Source organism: Streptomyces litmocidini, assembly GCF_014649755.1.
Classification (GTDB): domain Bacteria; phylum Actinomycetota; class Actinomycetes; order Streptomycetales; family Streptomycetaceae; genus Streptomyces; species Streptomyces litmocidini.
In genome coordinates this window covers 185,996-202,182 of sequence record NZ_BMTQ01000012.1, presented here as the reverse complement: position 1 = coordinate 202,182, position 16,187 = coordinate 185,996, and the positions used below count along the sequence as shown (strand labels likewise).

Genomic DNA, 16,187 nt, shown 5'->3' with positions numbered 1-16,187 from the left:
TCTGCTTTTCAGCTGCTCTGCTGCTCTGCTGTTTCGGGTGGGTCAGCGGGCGAACTTCTTGCTGACCATCTCGTGGACGGCCTTGGCGCCCCGTCCCAGCTGCGGGCCGGCGAGCCAGCCGTTGCTGCCGGCCGGGCCGATCGAGGTGTTCGACACGAGCGCCGTCCTGCCGTTCGGCAGCACGCGGAACCAGCCGCCGCCCGAGGAACCGGCGGTCATCGTGCAGCCGATCCGGTACATGGTCGGCGTGGCCGGGGCCGTGGTGAGGCGCGTCGGCCGGTCGAGGCACTTGTGCATGATCATGCCGTTGTACGGCGGCGCCCCCGGGTAGCCCCAGGCGCCCATCGTGCCGGCCTGCGCGGCCGTCGGCGCGGAGAAGTCGACCGGCAGGGCGGCCCCGACGGTCTCCTCCAGGGACTTCGAGCCGCGCTCGGGCTGCACGTGCAGCACGGCGTAGTCGTACGGCCAGGCCTGGTTGGTGCCGCCCGCGTTGATCCACTCGCCCGAGGTCACGGCCCAGTCGGCCCAGAACTGGCCGTACGGGTACACCTCGTGCGGCTGCGCGTTCTGCAGTGCGGCGGGGGACTTGCCCAGGTCGTTGAAGGCCGGGACGAAGGCGATGTTGCGGTACCAGCCGCCCTTCTTGCCCGCGTGGACGCAGTGGCCCGCCGTCCAGACCAGGTTCGACTTCCCGGGGCGGCGCGGGTCCTTCACGATGGTGCCGGAGCAGACCATGTGGCCCTCGGGCGCGTCGAAGAAGATCTTGCCGACCGGGGCCGCGTAGTTGTGGTACGGCGTCTTCTCGCGCTGCGCCTTGACCGGCCGGGGCGTCGGGTCGGTGCCGCCGACACCGGCCTGCGCGGTGATCGTCTGGTCCGGGCTCTTCGCCGACTGCATGCGCGGCGGGTCCCAGAGCCCCTCGATCACCGGGTTGACGAAGTCCCCGGCCTCACGGAGCCAGGTGTCCTTGTCCCAATTCTTCCACTCGCCCTGCTTCCACTTGTCCAGGTCGACGCCGTGCTTCTTGAGCTTGTCGGCGAGGTCCCCGGTGAGGTCGCCGCCGGCGTCGCCGCCGTCGGCGGCGGGTGCGGAACTGCTCGTCCCGGCGGCCGGCTTGCCGTCGGCCGGGGTCTCGGTGGGGCCGCAGGCCGTGGCGGTCAGCGTGAGCGCGGTGACCAGGCCGAGGGCGGCGGGTAGGAGTCGTACGGAACGCATGAATGTATTCCCCGTTGGTATTGCCATGGACGTGTCATGGGCGGTGCACAGTATGCCGGTCGGACCGGACATGGGGGGAGGCGGGACCCCCGGGGCCCCGCCTCCGTGCCCGCCGCGCCTACTGGCCGGCGTACTTCTTGCTGACCTCGTCGAAGACGGCCTTGGCCTCGGGACCGAAGCGCGGACCCGCGAGCCAACCGGCCGTCGACGGGCCGATCGAGGTGTTCGACACCAGCGCCGGCTTGCCGTCGCCGCCCTTGGCGACCCAACCGCCGCCGGACGAACCACCGGTCATCGTGCAGCCGATCCGGTACATCGTGGGCTGCTCCGCCTTCAGGGACAGCCGGCCCGGCTTGTCCTGGCACTGGAACATCTTCTGGCCGTCGAACGGCGGCGCCGCCGGGTAACCGGTCGCCGTCATGTCGGCGATCTTCGGCACGGCGGGGGCGTTGAACTCCACCGGGAGCGCCGAACCGACCGTCTCCTCCAGCGACTTGCCCGAGGAGCCCTTCTCCGGCGTCACCTTGATGACCGCGAAGTCGTAGGGAGCACCGGCGCCGCCGGTGGACGCGCCCTCGGCGATCCACTGGTCGGAGGTCTTGACCCAGTCGGCCCACCACACGCCGTACGGGGCGATCTGCTGCCGCGTCGCCTTCTCCAGCGCCGAGGTCTCCAGCGCCGAGTCGTTGTACGAGGGCACGAAGGCGATGTTGCGGTACCAGCCGCCCTGCTTGCCCTTGTGCACGCAGTGACCGGCCGTCCAGACCAGGTTGGACTTGCCCGGGTGCGCCGGGTCCTTCACCACCGTGGCCGAGCAGACCATCGAGCCCTCGGGGCCGTCGAAGAAGACCTTGCCGAACTCGGGGGCGTTGGCGTGGTACTTCGCCCCCACGGCCTTCGCCCGCACCGGGGCCGGAGTCGGATCGGTGACGCCCTTGTCGCCCGAGATGTCCTCCTCCTCGACCGGCTTGTCGGGCCGCTCGGCCTCGCGCATCCGGTCCGGGTTCCAGAGGTCCTCGATGATCGGGTTGACGAAGTCCTTGGCCTCACGCAGCCACTTGTCGCGGTCCCAGTTCTTCCACTCGCCGTTCCGCCACTTGTCGAGGTCGATCCCGTGTTCCTTCAGGCGGTCCTTCAGGTCCTCCGGAATCTTTATTCTGTCCGGGTCCAGGCTCGCGGGAGCGACGGGCTTGTCTCCCGCGTTCTCCTCGCTCGGACCGCAGGCCGTGACGGTGAGCGTCAGCGCCGCGACGGCGGAAGCCGCCATCAACAGCGGACGAATCGATCGCATCTGGTGATCCCCCTGGGACTACGTCAACGTGTGCAATGTGTGCATGGGCGAACAGCGGCCGGGTCCCGCGGACGCGACCGACGGCCCCCACTATGCCGGTGCCGGAGGGGACGGTACGCGCCCCACCGGCGGTTCCGGGAACCGTTCGGCCGTTGCCGTGCCGTGATCCGGGACACGCCAAGTTCCTTCCCTCCGGCCCGTGATCCCCGACGGTTCCCGTCGTTGGTACGGGCGGGGGACACGACGGGGGCGTTCAGGACGGCCTTTGCGACGGCTCCGCGACGCCCCGATGTGCAACGCAACTGTTACAGCGGGAGGACACCGAGCCGTGGCCGTGACCGAATCAGCTCCGGCCGTCCCACCGGCCGCGCGCACGCAGAGCCGACCGACGGACCGGCCGACGGACCAAGGGGGCGGGTACGAGGGCATCCTGCGCCGCCAGTCCCAGCGCGAATCCGCCGCACGCACCTACGCCCGTTCCCTGCCGATCGTCCCCGTGCGGGCACGAGGGCTGACCATCGAGGGCGCCGACGGACGCCGTTACCTCGACTGCCTGTCCGGCGCCGGGACACTCGCCCTGGGCCACAACCACCCCGTGGTCCTGGAAGCCATCAGGAAGGTGCTCGACTCGGGCGCGCCCCTCCACGTCCTCGACCTCGCCACCCCCGTCAAGGACGCCTTCACCTCCGAACTGTTCGCCACCCTCCCCGGCGCGCTCGCCGACGACGCCCGCATCCAGTTCTGCGGCCCCGCGGGCACGGACGCGGTCGAGGCGGCCCTGAAACTCGTCCGGACCGCCACCGGCCGGAGCGGACTCCTCGCCTTCACCGGCGCCTATCACGGCATGACGGCCGGAGCCCTCGACGCCTCCGGCGGAGCGCCCGACGTCCGCGTGACCCGGCTGCCCTACCCGCAGCGGTACCGCTGTCCCTTCGGCGTCGGCGGCGAGCGCGGAGCCGAACTCGCCGCCCGCTGGACCGAGAACCTCCTCGACGACCCCAAGAGCGGTGTCACCACCCCCGCCGGAATGATCGTCGAGGCCGTCCAGGGCGAGGGCGGGGTCATTCCCGCCCCCGACGACTGGATGCGCCGGATGCGCCGGATCACCGCCGACCGCTCCATCCCCCTGGTCGTCGACGAGGTCCAGACCGGCGTCGGCCGCACCGGCGCCTTCTGGGCCGTCGAGCACAGCGGCGTCGTGCCCGACGTGATGGTCCTCTCCAAGGCCATCGGCGGCTCCCTCCCGCTCGCGGTCATCGTCTACAGGTCGGAACTCGACGTCTGGGAACCGGGCGCCCACGCCGGCACCTTCCGCGGCAACCAGCTCGCCATGGCCGCCGGCACGGCCACCCTCGCGTACGTCCGCGAGAACAGGCTCGCCGAACGGGCCGGCACCCTCGGCGCCGGGATGCTCGGCCGGCTCCAGGGCCTCGCCTCCGCCCACCCCTGCGTCGGCGAGGTCCGCGGCCGGGGGCTGATGATCGGCGTCGAACTCGTCGATCCCGACGCGGCCGGACCGGACGACTCCGTCCCGCCCCCCGCCCCCGCGCTGGCCCTCGCCGTCCAGCAGGAGTGCCTCGTCCGCGGCCTCATCGTCGAACTCGGCGGCCGCCACTCCGCGGTGGTCCGGCTCCTGCCCCCGCTCACCCTCACCGACGAGCAGGCCACCGCCGTCCTGGACCGCTTCGCCGACGCCCTGGCCGCGGCCGAACGGGCCCACACCCCCCACCCGCCCGCCCCCCGTGGGGCCACCACCCCCCGGAACGCCTCCGGTCCGTCCCACTGACCCGGACCGCCCCGGCCCCCACCCCCAAGGAAACCCCCGTGAACGCCACCCCCACCTCCCCGGCTCCCACCACCGACCGTCCTCTGGAGACGCCCCACCACACGGACGCCCCCCGCCCCGAGGCCCACCACGCGGAGGCCCACCGCACAGAGCCCCACCACACAGAGCCCCCTCGCGCCGAGCCCCGCCACACGGAGGCCTTCCACGGACAGCTCCCCCGCCGGGAGGCCCGCCACGGGGAGGCCTCCCGCCCGGAGGCCCTCCGTTCGGGGGCGCGCCATGGGGAGGCCCTCCGCCCGGAGACCCGTCACGGAGAGGTCCCCCGCTCGGAGGCCGTCCACCCCGAGGCCCCCCGCACGGCGCCCCTTCCCGCGGAGGCCCTTTCCCCCGCGGCCCCCCACGTCGACCGGCGAGACGTCCAGGGGCAGGAGACCGGGCCGGACCCGGTCGGCTCCGACGAGCCCACCGTCCCGCGCCAGCACACCGGCCCGTACGAGCCCAGCCCCCTTCGCCCCTCCGGCGCCCCCGACCCGCTGGACGCCCCCGACCCGCTGGACGACCACGACCCGCGGCGCGCCGCCGACGCCGCCGCCGTCGAGAACCTCCTCCGCTGCTGGGTCCGGGAGAAGAACCTGCCGGCCCCCGGATCCACCACCCTGCGCATCCCCCTGGACGCCAGCGGCACCGCCCTCCTCGTCCCCGTCCGCTACTGGTCGCCCACCGGCTGGCACCGTTTCGGCACCCCCACCCTCGAAGGACTCCCGGCAACGGCGCCGGCCGCCGACGCCGTCACGGTGGCCGCCCTGCTCAGCCGGGAGACGGGCCGCTCCGAGGGGACCGACCTCGTCGGCCGTGTCGCCGATTCCGCGCGCCGGACCGCCGACTTCCTCGCCGAGCGCCGCCGCAGGCCCGAACCGCACCCGGACGCCGACCTCTTCCTCGCCGCCGAACAGTCCCTGCTGCTCGGCCACCCGCTCCACCCCACGCCCAAGAGCCGCGAAGGGCTCTCCGAGGCCGAGGGGCGCCTCTACTCACCCGAACTGCACGGTTCCTTCCCCCTCCACTGGTTCGCCGTCGACCGCACCGTCCTCGCCGCCGACTCCGCCTGGACCGAACAGGGCCGGCCCGTCACCGCCGAACAGCTCGCCTCCGGACTGACCGAAGGGCTGGCCCTCCCCACCGGCACCATCCCCCTGCCCCTGCACCCCTGGCAGGCCCGTGAGCTCCTGCACCGCCCCGACGTCCGCGCCCTCCTGGACGCGGGTCTCCTCCACGACCTGGGCCCCCACGGCACCCCCTGGCACCCCACCTCCTCCGTCCGCACCGTGCACCGCCCCGGCGCGCGGGCCATGCTCAAGCTCTCCCTCGGTCTGCGCATCACCAACTCCCGCCGCGAGAACCTCCGCAAAGAACTCCACCGCGGCGTCGAGGTCCACCGGCTGCTCCGCACCGGCCTCGTCGACGAGTGGCAGGCCGCCCACCCGGGCTTCGACATCGTCCGCGACCCCGCCTGGCTCGCCGTCGACGCTCCGGACGGCGCCCCCGTCCCCGGGCTCGACGTCATGATCCGCCACAACCCCTTCGGCCCCGGCGACGACGCCGTCTGCATCGCCTCCCTCACGACCCCCCGGCCCTGGCCCGGTTCCACCGCCATGCGCTCCCGGCTCGCCGACGTCATCGGACGGCTCTCCACCCGCACGGGCCGCCCCACGACCGCCGTCGCCGCCGAGTGGTTCCTCCGCTACCTCGACCAGGTCGTCCGCCCCGTCCTCTGGCTCGACGGCCACGCCGGCATCGCCCTGGAGGCCCATCAGCAGAACACCCTGGTGCTCCTGGACCCGAACGGCTGGCCGATCGGCGGCCGCTACCGCGACAACCAGGGGTACTACTTCCGCGAGTCCCACCGGGGCGAGCTAGAGAGCCGCCTCCCCGGCATCGGCGACGACAGCGACACCTTCGTCTCCGACCAGGTCACCGACGAGCGCTTCGCCTACTACCTCGGCATCAACAACGTCCTCGGTCTCATCGGCGCGTTCGGCGCCCAGGGCCTCGCCGACGAACGCGTCCTGCTCGCCGCCTTCCGCAGCTTCCTCACCTCCGCCACCAGCCTCGGCTCCCCCCTTCCGCACCGGCTCCTGGAAGCCGCGACCCTGCGCAGCAAGGCCAACCTCCTCACGCGCCTGCACGGCCTGGACGAGCTCGTCGGACCCGTCGACACCCAGTCCGTCTACGTCACCGTCACCAACCCCCTCCGCGCCTGAACCCGTACCCGTACCCGAACCCGTGCCGGCGCCGTCCCGCGCCGACCCGACCGCACCGCCGAGAGGAGAGCGACACCGTGTCACCCACCCGCCCACCGGCCGTCCCGCCGGGGGACGACACCCTGGACCTCAGGGTCGACGACCTCGTCGCCCTCCTCGACGGCGACCTGCTCGACTCCGTCGCCGCCTGGGGGCCCGCCGACACCCCCGTCGGCTCCTTCCGGCTCGCACCCGTGCGGCTCGAACGGGATCTGCCGCTGCTCGCCCGATGGATGAACGACCCCGCCGTCGCCGCCTTCTGGGAGCTCGCCGGTCCCGACGCCGTCACCGCCGAACACGTCCGTGCCCAACTCGAGGGCGACGGCCGGAGCGTCCCCTGCCTCGGCGTCCTCGACGGCACGCCCATGAGCTACTTCGAGATCTACCGAGCCGACCTCGATCCGCTCGCCCGCCACTACCCGGCGCTTCCCCACGACACGGGTGTCCATCTGCTGATCGGAGGCGTCACCGACCGGGGCCGCGGCGTCGGCACCACGCTGCTGCGCGCCGTCGCCGATCTGGTCCTCGACCACCGCCCCCGCTGCACCCGCGTCCTCGCCGAACCCGACATCCGCAACACCCCCTCCGTCTCCGCGTTCCTCAGCGGCGGCTTCCGCTACGCGGCGGAAGTCGACCTTCCCGACAAAAGAGCCGCGCTCATGATCCGTGACCGGGCCCTTCGTCACGTTCTGTGAACCGTCCCTTTCTCCTACGCGCCGCTCGGCCCGCAGCGGCGCCCACCCCTGAGGAGTCCTCGTGTCGACACCCCCTGCACCTCACGACTCCGCACCACCCACCCCGGCCGTCCCGGCTCCCAGGAAGAGCCCCGTCCCGGCGCCCGAACTGCTCGCCCCTCCCGAGCTGAACGCCACCGCCTGGACGCGGGCGTCCTCCCGTCTCCTCGCCAAGGCCCTCTCCGAGTTCGCCTACGAGGAGATCGTCGAACCCGTGCCCACCGACGACGGCGAGCCCGACCGTTACGCACTACGGCTCGACGACGGCACCGCACTCGCCTTCCGTGCCCGCCGGGGCGCCTACGGCAGCTGGCGCGTCACCGCCGGCTCGGTCACCCACGAAGGCCGGCCCCTCACCGACCCCTTCGACTTCCTGGTCCGCGCCCGTCACCTCCTCCGACTCGACGGCGCCACCCTCGGCCACCTGATCCGCGAACTCTCCGCCACCCTCGCCGCCGACGCCCGCCTCGACCACACGGCCCTCACCGCCGACCGGCTCGCCGGGCTGTCCTACGCGGAGCTCGAAGGCCATCAGACCGGCCACCCCTGGCTCGTCCTCAACAAGGGACGCATCGGCTTCTCCGCCACCGACGCCGCCCACTGGGCCCCCGAGGCGCGCCGCGTGACCCGGCTGCCGTGGATCGCCGTCAGCAACCGCATCGCCGCCTACCGCGGCGTGGCAGGCCTGGAGACCCCCGACCGCCTCTACGCCCGGGAACTCGACCCCGACGTCCACCAGGCCTTCCGGGCGACCCTGACCGCCCGTGGTCACGAACCCGACGACTACCTCCTGCTGCCCGTCCACCCCTGGCAGTGGGACGAGGTCCTGCTCCCGCTCTACGCCCCGGCCATCGCCGCCGGAACCGTCGTCCCACTCCCCGCCGACGGCGACCTCCGACTGCCACAGCAGTCCGTCCGCACCTTCCTCAACACCAGCCGCCCCGACCGGCACACCGTCAAGCTGCCCCTGTCGGTGCTCAACACCCTCGTCTGGCGCGGACTGCCCACCGAACGGACCCTCGCCGCGCCCGCCGTGACCGCCTGGGTCCACGGCCTGCGCGAAGCCGATCCGTTCCTGCGGGACGAGTGCGGAGTGGTCCTCCTCGGCGAGGTCGCCTCCGTCACGGTCGAGCACCCCCTGTACGACCGGCTTCCCGAAGTCCCGTACCAGTACAGGGAACTGCTCGGCGCGATCTGGCGCGAGCCCCTGAGGCTGCCCCCGGGCGAGCGGGCCCGCACCCTCGCCTCGCTCCTCCACACCGACCCGGAAGGCCGGGCGTTCGCCGCCGAGCTCGTCGAGCGCTCCGGGCTCGCCCCCGCGATCTGGCTCCAGCACCTCTTCACCGCTCTGCTCCCCCCGCTGCTGCATTTCCTCTACCGGTACGGCACGGTCTTCTCGCCCCACGGCGAGAACGCCATCGTGGTGTTCGACGACGACGTCCCGGTCCGACTGGCGATCAAGGACTTCGTCGACGATGTGAACATCAGTGCCCACCCGCTCCCCGAGCACGCCACCCTCCCGGATGACGTCCGCGGCGTCCTGTTGACGGAGGAGCCCGGATTCCTGACCCAGTTCATCCATTCGGGGCTCTTCGTCGGGGTCTTCCGCTACCTGGCGCCCCTCTGCGAGGAACAACTCGGCGTTCGCGAGGAGGACTTCTGGGGACTCGTCCGAGCCGAGATCCTGCGGTACCAGGCGCGCTTCCCCGAGCTGAAGGAACGGTTCGAGCTCTTCGACCTCCTGACCCCGCGGATCGAGCGACTCTGCCTCAACCGCAACCGTCTGCACCTGGACGGCTACCGGGACCGGCCCGACCGCCCGCACGCGGCCGTCCACGGAACCGTCCCCAACCCACTCGCGTGACCCGGCTGTCAGTGCCGCCCCGTAGGGTGGGAGGGCTATGACGAAGCCATCCCTCCCCGACCTTCTCCACGCCGCCGTCTCCGCCGTCGGCGGCACGGAGCGGCCCGGCCAGGTCACCATGGCCGAGGCCGTGGCCGAGGCCATCGACGACAATTCCCACCTCCTCGTCCAGGCCGGCACCGGCACGGGCAAGTCGCTCGGCTACCTCGTGCCGGCGCTGGCCCAGGGCGAGCGGGTGGTGGTGGCCACGGCCACCCTGGCGCTCCAGCGCCAGCTCGTCGAGCGCGATCTTCCCCGCACCGTCGAGGCGCTGCACCCGCAGCTCCGCCGCCGGCCGCAGTTCGCCATGCTCAAGGGCCGGTCGAACTACCTCTGCCTGCACCGGCTCCACGAGGGCGTCCCGCAGGACGAGGAGGACGGCCTCTTCGACCCCTTCGAGGCGGCCGCGCCCAGCAGCAAGCTGGGCCAGGACCTGCTGCGGCTGCGGGACTGGTCGGACGAGACGGAGACCGGGGACCGGGACGACCTGACGCCCGGCGTCTCCGACAAGGCCTGGGCCCAGGTCTCGGTCTCCTCCCGGGAGTGCCTCGGCGCGAGCAAGTGCGCGTACGGGCCGGAGTGCTTCGCCGAGGCGGCCCGCGAGCGCGCCAAGCTCGCGGACGTCGTCGTCACCAACCACGCCCTGCTCGCCATCGACGCCATCGAGGGCGCCCCGGTGCTCCCGCAGCACGAGGTGCTGATCGTCGACGAGGCCCATGAGCTGGTCTCCCGGGTCACGGGCGTCGCCACCGGCGAGCTCACCCCGGGCCAGGTCAACCGTGCCGTGCGCCGGTCCGCGAAGCTCGTGGACGAGAAGACGGCCGACCAGCTGCAGACCGCCGCGGAGGGGTTCGAGCGGGTCATGGAGCTGGCGCTGCCGGGCCGCCTGGAGAAGATCCCGGAGGACCTGGCGTACGCGTTGATGGCGCTGCGGGACGCGGCCCGCGCGGTGATCACGGCCCTGGGCAACACCCGGGACCGGGCCGTGCAGGACGAGGACGCGGTCCGCAAGCAGGCCATGGCCTCGGTGGAGACCGTGCACGGCGTGGCGGAGCGGATCACCCAGGGCTCCGAGTACGACGTCGTCTGGTACGAGCGTCACGACCGGTTCGGGGCCTCGCTGCGGGTCGCGCCGCTGACGGTCTCGGGCCTGCTGCGGGAGAAGCTGTTCACGGAGCGGTCCGTGGTGCTCGCCTCGGCCACGCTCAAGCTCGGCGGCGACTTCAACGGGGTCGGGGCCTCGCTGGGCCTGGCACCCGAGGGCACCCAGGGCGACGACCTGCCCGTCTGGAAGGGCATCGACGTCGGTTCCCCGTTCGACTATCCGAAGCAGGGCATCCTCTACGTCGCCAAGCACCTCTCGCCCCCCGCGCGCGACGGGCAGCGTGCCGACATGCTCGACGAGCTCACCGAACTGATGCAGGCGGCCGGCGGGCGGACCCTCGGACTCTTCTCCTCCATGCGGGCCGCGCAGCAGGCGGCGGAGGAGCTGCGGAGCCGGGTCCCGGAGCTGCCGATCCTGCTTCAGGGCGAGGACACGCTGGGCGAGCTGATCAAGAACTTCGCGGCCGACCCGGAGACCTGTCTCTTCGGCACGCTCTCGCTCTGGCAGGGGGTGGACGTCCCGGGGCCCAGCTGTCAGCTGGTCGTCATGGACAAGATCCCGTTCCCGCGCCCGGACGATCCGCTGATGAGCGCCCGGCAGAAGGCCGTCGAGGAGGCCGGCGGAAACGGCTTCATGGCGGTCGCGGCGACCCATGCCGCCCTGCTGATGGCCCAGGGCGCCGGCCGGCTGGTGCGGGCCACCGGCGACCGGGGCGTCGTGGCGGTCCTCGACCCCCGGTTGGCCACCGCTCGCTACGGCAGCTACCTGAAGGCCTCGCTGCCCGACTTCTGGTACACGACGGACCGCAACCAGGTCCGGAAGTCGCTCGCGGCCATCGACGCCGCCTCGAAGGCGCCGGTGGGCTGAGGAGTGGAGACGGCGGTGGGCTGAGGAGTCGGGACACGGCAGGGCCCCGGGACCGGCGCAGTGGGTCCCGGGGCCCGGTCAGAGCCGGCGGGGAGGACTCACACCCGCCGCAGCACCGCCACGACCTTGCCGAGGATGGTCGCCTCGTCGCCGGGGATGGGCTGGTACGCCGCGTTGTGCGGGAGCAGCCAGACGTGGCCGTCCTCGCGCTTGAAGCGCTTGACCGTGGCCTCGCCGTCGAGCATCGCGGCGACGATGTCGCCGTTCTCCGCGACGGGCTGGCGGCGGACGGTGACCCAGTCGCCGTCACAGATGGCGGCCTCGATCATCGAGTCGCCGACGACCTTCAGGACGAACAGCTCGCCGTCGCCGACCAGTTGGCGGGGGAGGGGGAAGACGTCCTCGACGGACTCCTCGGCCAGGATGGGGCCGCCGGCCGCGATGCGGCCGACCAGCGGGACGTACGACGCGGCCGGCTTGCCGGTGGTGTCCGTCGGCTGGGTGCTCGGCTGGTCGGAGCCGCGGACCTCGTAGGCGCGGGGCCGGTGGGGGTCGCGGCGGAGGAAGCCCTTGCGCTCCAGCGCCATGAGCTGGTGCGCCACCGAGGAGGTGCTGGAGAGGCCGACCGCCTGCCCGATCTCCCGCATCGACGGCGGGTAACCGCGCCGCTGGACCGAGTCACGGATGACTTCGATGACCCTGCGCTGCCGGTCGGTGAGCCCGGAGCTGTCGGCGCGGATGCCTGGAGGTCGCCCGGGGAGGGCGCGGGCGGGGCGCCCTGGCTCCTCACCGCTCATGCTCACGTCATTCATGGCGTGTACCGGCTCGAGTCGGCCCTGGGAGCGGTCCTGGGCGGTGATGGTGGCGCTGTCTGCGGTGGTGGTCACGTCGTCGGCCCCTCTCGAATGGTCTCCCTGCCTGGCACAACGGTAGTGGCTTTCGAAAGGTTGCGCCAAACACACGTTCGAGTGAAAAATCGCAGATTGCCTTACGTGCGTATGTGCGGAGGTGTATGGGTGCACCGGTGCCGCCGTCCCGAATCGGTCGTTGCGGTAGCCTTCGCGGCTGGGTCGCGACCGAGCGGCGAGCCGTCCCAGTGTCGCATCCGGAAGCGTGGATCCCCGGGAGCGCCCGCGCCACGACACGCGGAGTGAGGGAAGTGCCCCTAACCCAAGATCTAGTGGTTGGATGGCATCGACCGCCCAGGGGTAGTGGTCCTCGGTCTGCCGGGGGTGCCCGCATCACCTATGCTGGTGGTCGCTTCGCGGGGCCTTGACGGGCCGGGCGAGGTTCGTCAGTCGTGCCACGAGGAGGGTTGGAACCTATGCACTGCCCCTTCTGCAGGCACCCTGACAGCCGCGTCGTCGACAGCCGCACCACCGACGACGGGACGTCGATCCGACGCCGTCGCCAGTGCCCCGACTGCTCCCGTCGTTTCACGACGGTGGAGACGTGCTCGCTCATGGTGGTGAAGCGTTCCGGCGTCACCGAGCCCTTCAGCCGCACCAAGGTCATCTCCGGCGTGCGCAAGGCCTGCCAGGGGCGACCGGTCACCGAGGACGCCCTCGCCAAGCTCGGCCAGCGGGTCGAGGAGGCGGTGCGCGCCACCGGCAGCGCCGAGCTGACCACGCACGACGTGGGCCTGGCCATCCTCGGCCCCTTGCAGGAGCTCGACCTCGTCGCCTACCTGCGCTTCGCGTCCGTGTACAAGGCTTTCGACAGCCTCGAAGACTTCGAGGCCGCCATCGCGGAACTCCGCGTGCGGCCTCCCGCTGAGAACCGCGGGACCGGCGCGACCCCGGAGGTCCCCGTTCCCGCCACCGCCGCCGACTGACCGGCGGTCCGGGCCGCTCGGCGGCCCGGCGACCGGCCGCCGAGCGGCCCGGCAGACGTGCCCCGGGCGACCCCCTGTGGTCCCCGTGGCAGCAGTACAGAACGACGTACAGAAGACGGTGCCCTGGGACTATCTGGGTGCCAAAGTGTGTTTTGCCCGTATATGGGAGGCGGCATGACAGAGACGGCGAGCGGCCCGGCACGTGGTTCCCGCACCAAGGGAGCCAAGTCGGCGAGCAAGGGCCTGCGCATCGAGCGCATCCACACCACCCCCGGCGTGCATCCGTACGACGAGGTGGCGTGGGAGCGCCGTGACGTCGTCATGACCAACTGGCGCGACGGCTCGATCAACTTCGAGCAGCGTGGCGTCGAGTTCCCCGACTTCTGGTCGGTGAACGCGGTCAACATCGTCACCAGCAAGTACTTCCGCGGCGCGGTCGGCACCCCGCAGCGCGAGACCGGTCTCAAGCAGCTCATCGACCGGATCGTGAAGACGTACACGAAGGCCGGCGAGGACCACGGCTACTTCGCCTCGCCCGCCGACGCCGAGATCTTCGAGCACGAGCTGGCCTACGCCCTCCTGCACCAGATCTTCAGCTTCAACTCCCCGGTCTGGTTCAACGTCGGCACGCCCCAGCCCCAGCAGGTCTCCGCCTGCTTCATCCTGTCCGTCGACGACTCCATGGAGTCCATCCTCGACTGGTACAAGGAAGAGGGCATGATCTTCAAGGGCGGTTCCGGCGCCGGCCTGAACCTCTCCCGCATCCGCTCCTCCAAGGAACTGCTCTCCTCCGGCGGCAACGCCTCCGGCCCCGTCTCCTTCATGCGCGGCGCCGACGCCTCCGCGGGAACGATCAAGTCGGGCGGCGCCACCCGCCGCGCGGCCAAGATGGTCATCCTCGACGTCGACCACCCCGACATCGAGGACTTCATCGAGACCAAGGTCAAGGAGGAGGAGAAGATCCGCGCCCTCCGCGACGCGGGCTTCGACATGGACCTGGGCGGCGACGACATCACGTCCGTCCAGTACCAGAACGCCAACAACTCCGTCCGCGTGAACGACGAGTTCATGAAGGCCGTCGAGGCCGGCGGGAAGTTCGGCCTGCGCGCCCGCATGACCGGCGAGGTCATCGAGGAGGTCGACGCCAAGGCGCTCTTCCGCAAGATGGCCGAGGCCGCGTGGGCCTGTGCCGACCCGGGCATCCAGTACGACGACACGATCAACCACTGGCACACCTGCCCCGAGTCCGGCCGCATCAACGGCTCGAACCCGTGCAGCGAGTACATGCACCTGGACAACACGTCCTGCAACCTCGCCTCGCTGAACCTGATGAAGTTCCTCAAGGACGACGGCAAGGGCAACCAGTCCTTCGAGGTCGAGCGCTTCGCCAAGGTCGTCGAGCTCGTCATCACCGCGATGGACATCTCCATCTGCTTCGCCGACTTCCCCACCCAGAAGATCGGCGAGAACACCCGCGCCTACCGCCAGCTCGGCATCGGCTACGCCAACCTCGGCGCCCTGCTGATGGCCACCGGCCACGCGTACGACTCCGACGGCGGCCGCGCCCTCGCCGGCGCCATCACCTCCCTGATGACCGGCACCTCGTACAAGCGCTCCGCCGAACTCGCCGCGGTCGTCGGCCCGTACGACGGCTACGCCCTCAACGCCGAGCCCCACCAGCGCGTCATGCGGCAGCACGCCGACGAGAACACCAAGGCCGTCCGCATGGACGACCTGGACTCGCCGATCTGGGCCGCCGCCACGGAGGCCTGGCAGGACGTCATCCGCCTCGGCGCCAAGAACGGCTTCCGCAACGCCCAGGCCTCGGTCATCGCCCCCACCGGCACCATCGGTCTCGCGATGTCCTGCGACACCACCGGCCTCGAGCCCGACCTCGCCCTGGTCAAGTTCAAGAAGCTCGTCGGCGGCGGCTCGATGCAGATCGTCAACGGCACCGTCCCGCAGGCCCTGCGCCGCCTGGGCTACCAGGAGGAGCAGATCGAGGCGATCGTCGCCCACATCGCCGAGCACGGCAATGTGATCGACGCCCCCGGCCTGAAGACCGAGCACTACGAGGTCTTCGACTGCGCCATGGGCGAGCGCTCCATCTCCGCGATGGGCCACGTCCGCATGATGGCCGCCATCCAGCCGTGGATCTCGGGCGCCCTCTCCAAGACCGTGAACCTGCCGGAGACGGCCACGGTCGAGGACGTCGAGGAGGTCTACTTCGAGGCCTGGAAGATGGGCGTCAAGGCGCTCGCGATCTACCGCGACAACTGCAAGGTCGGCCAGCCGCTCTCCGCCAAGAAGAAGGAGAAGGAGAAGGCCGAGGTCACCGCGAAGTCCGAGGCGACGATCCGCGAGGCCGTCGAGAAGGTCGTCGAGTACCGCCCGGTCCGCAAGCGCCTCCCGAAGGGCCGCCCGGGGATCACCACCTCCTTCACCGTCGGTGGGGCCGAGGGCTACATGACCGCCAACTCCTACCCGGACGACGGTCTCGGCGAGGTCTTCCTGAAGATGTCCAAGCAGGGCTCCACCCTCGCCGGCATGATGGACGCCTTCTCCATCGCCGTCTCCGTCGGCCTGCAGTACGGCGTCCCGCTCGAGACCTACGTCTCGAAGTTCACCAACATGCGCTTCGAGCCGGCCGGCATGACGGACGACCCGGACGTGCGGATGGCGCAGTCGATCGTCGACTACATCTTCCGCCGCCTGGCGCTGGACTTCCTGCCCTTCGAGACCCGCTCCGCCCTTGGCATCCACTCGGCCGAGGAGCGTCAGCGCCACCTGGACACCGGCTCGTACGAGCAGCCCGACGACGAGGACGTCGACGTCGAGGCCCTCGCCCAGTCCGCGCCCCGCACCCCGGAGCTGAAGGCCGTCGCCGCCCCGGCCCCGGTGGCCAAGGCCGAGGTCCCGGCCCCGAAGCAGGCGCACACCTCGGCGGAGCTCGTCGAGATGCAGCTCGGCATCAGCGCCGACGCCCCGCTCTGCTTCTCCTGCGGCACGAAGATGCAGCGCGCCGGCTCCTGCTACATCTGCGAGGGCTGCGGCTCGACCAGCGGCTGCAGCTGACCCGTTCCGGTGCGCTGAGGGGCGGAAGCCGCTGAGCGCACCGGATCACCCGTGAGGGGGCGCCGACCACCGGTCGG

Annotated in this window: 10 protein-coding genes; 7 read left to right on the top strand and 3 right to left on the bottom strand. The window is 71.7% G+C overall.

Annotation, left to right across the window (positions count from 1 at the left end):
* Positions 1-42 precede the first annotated feature (42 nt).
* On the bottom strand, positions 43-1,215 hold the full coding sequence (locus IE180_RS24695; RefSeq protein WP_190159136.1) for a trypsin-like serine peptidase: 1,173 nt from the start codon (positions 1,213-1,215) through the stop codon (positions 43-45).
* A 118-nt stretch (positions 1,216-1,333) separates the two neighbouring features.
* On the bottom strand, positions 1,334-2,506 hold the full coding sequence (locus IE180_RS24690; RefSeq protein ID WP_190159135.1) for a trypsin-like serine peptidase: 1,173 nt from the start codon (positions 2,504-2,506) through the stop codon (positions 1,334-1,336).
* A 328-nt stretch (positions 2,507-2,834) separates the two neighbouring features.
* Between IE180_RS24690 and IE180_RS24685 the strand changes: the two genes are divergently transcribed.
* The 5 genes from IE180_RS24685 to IE180_RS24665 all read left to right on the top strand — a co-directional run bounded on the left by IE180_RS24685 (position 2,835) and on the right by IE180_RS24665 (position 11,201).
* Positions 2,835-4,292: a diaminobutyrate--2-oxoglutarate transaminase family protein gene (locus IE180_RS24685; protein WP_190159134.1), complete on the top strand. Its 1,458-nt coding sequence runs from the start codon at positions 2,835-2,837 to the stop codon at positions 4,290-4,292.
* 38 nt (positions 4,293-4,330) lie between these two features.
* Positions 4,331-6,553, top strand: coding sequence for an IucA/IucC family protein (locus tag IE180_RS24680; protein ID WP_229860827.1), 2,223 nt, complete (start codon positions 4,331-4,333; stop codon positions 6,551-6,553).
* 77 nt (positions 6,554-6,630) lie between these two features.
* Complete coding sequence (locus IE180_RS24675; protein WP_190159133.1) at positions 6,631-7,287, top strand: GNAT family N-acetyltransferase; 657 nt, start codon at positions 6,631-6,633, stop codon at positions 7,285-7,287.
* 61 nt (positions 7,288-7,348) lie between these two features.
* On the top strand, positions 7,349-9,190 hold the full coding sequence (locus IE180_RS24670) for an IucA/IucC family protein (RefSeq protein ID WP_190159132.1): 1,842 nt from the start codon (positions 7,349-7,351) through the stop codon (positions 9,188-9,190).
* A gap of 37 nt (positions 9,191-9,227) precedes the next feature.
* Positions 9,228-11,201: an ATP-dependent DNA helicase gene (locus IE180_RS24665; protein WP_190159131.1), complete on the top strand. Its 1,974-nt coding sequence runs from the start codon at positions 9,228-9,230 to the stop codon at positions 11,199-11,201.
* A gap of 98 nt (positions 11,202-11,299) precedes the next feature.
* On the opposite strand, the gene lexA is transcribed toward IE180_RS24665, so the two are convergent.
* A complete protein-coding gene (gene lexA / locus IE180_RS24660; RefSeq protein WP_190159130.1) occupies positions 11,300-12,088 on the bottom strand; it encodes a transcriptional repressor LexA in 789 nt (262 codons plus the stop codon).
* Positions 12,089-12,525: 437 nt separating this feature from the next.
* On the opposite strand from lexA, the gene nrdR reads away from it, so the two are divergent.
* A complete protein-coding gene (nrdR, locus tag IE180_RS24655) occupies positions 12,526-13,035 on the top strand; it encodes a transcriptional regulator NrdR (protein ID WP_030325324.1) in 510 nt (169 codons plus the stop codon).
* Between the two features lie 174 nt (positions 13,036-13,209).
* Positions 13,210-16,110: a vitamin B12-dependent ribonucleotide reductase gene (locus IE180_RS24650; protein ID WP_190159129.1), complete on the top strand. Its 2,901-nt coding sequence runs from the start codon at positions 13,210-13,212 to the stop codon at positions 16,108-16,110.
* Positions 16,111-16,187: the final 77 nt, after the last annotated feature.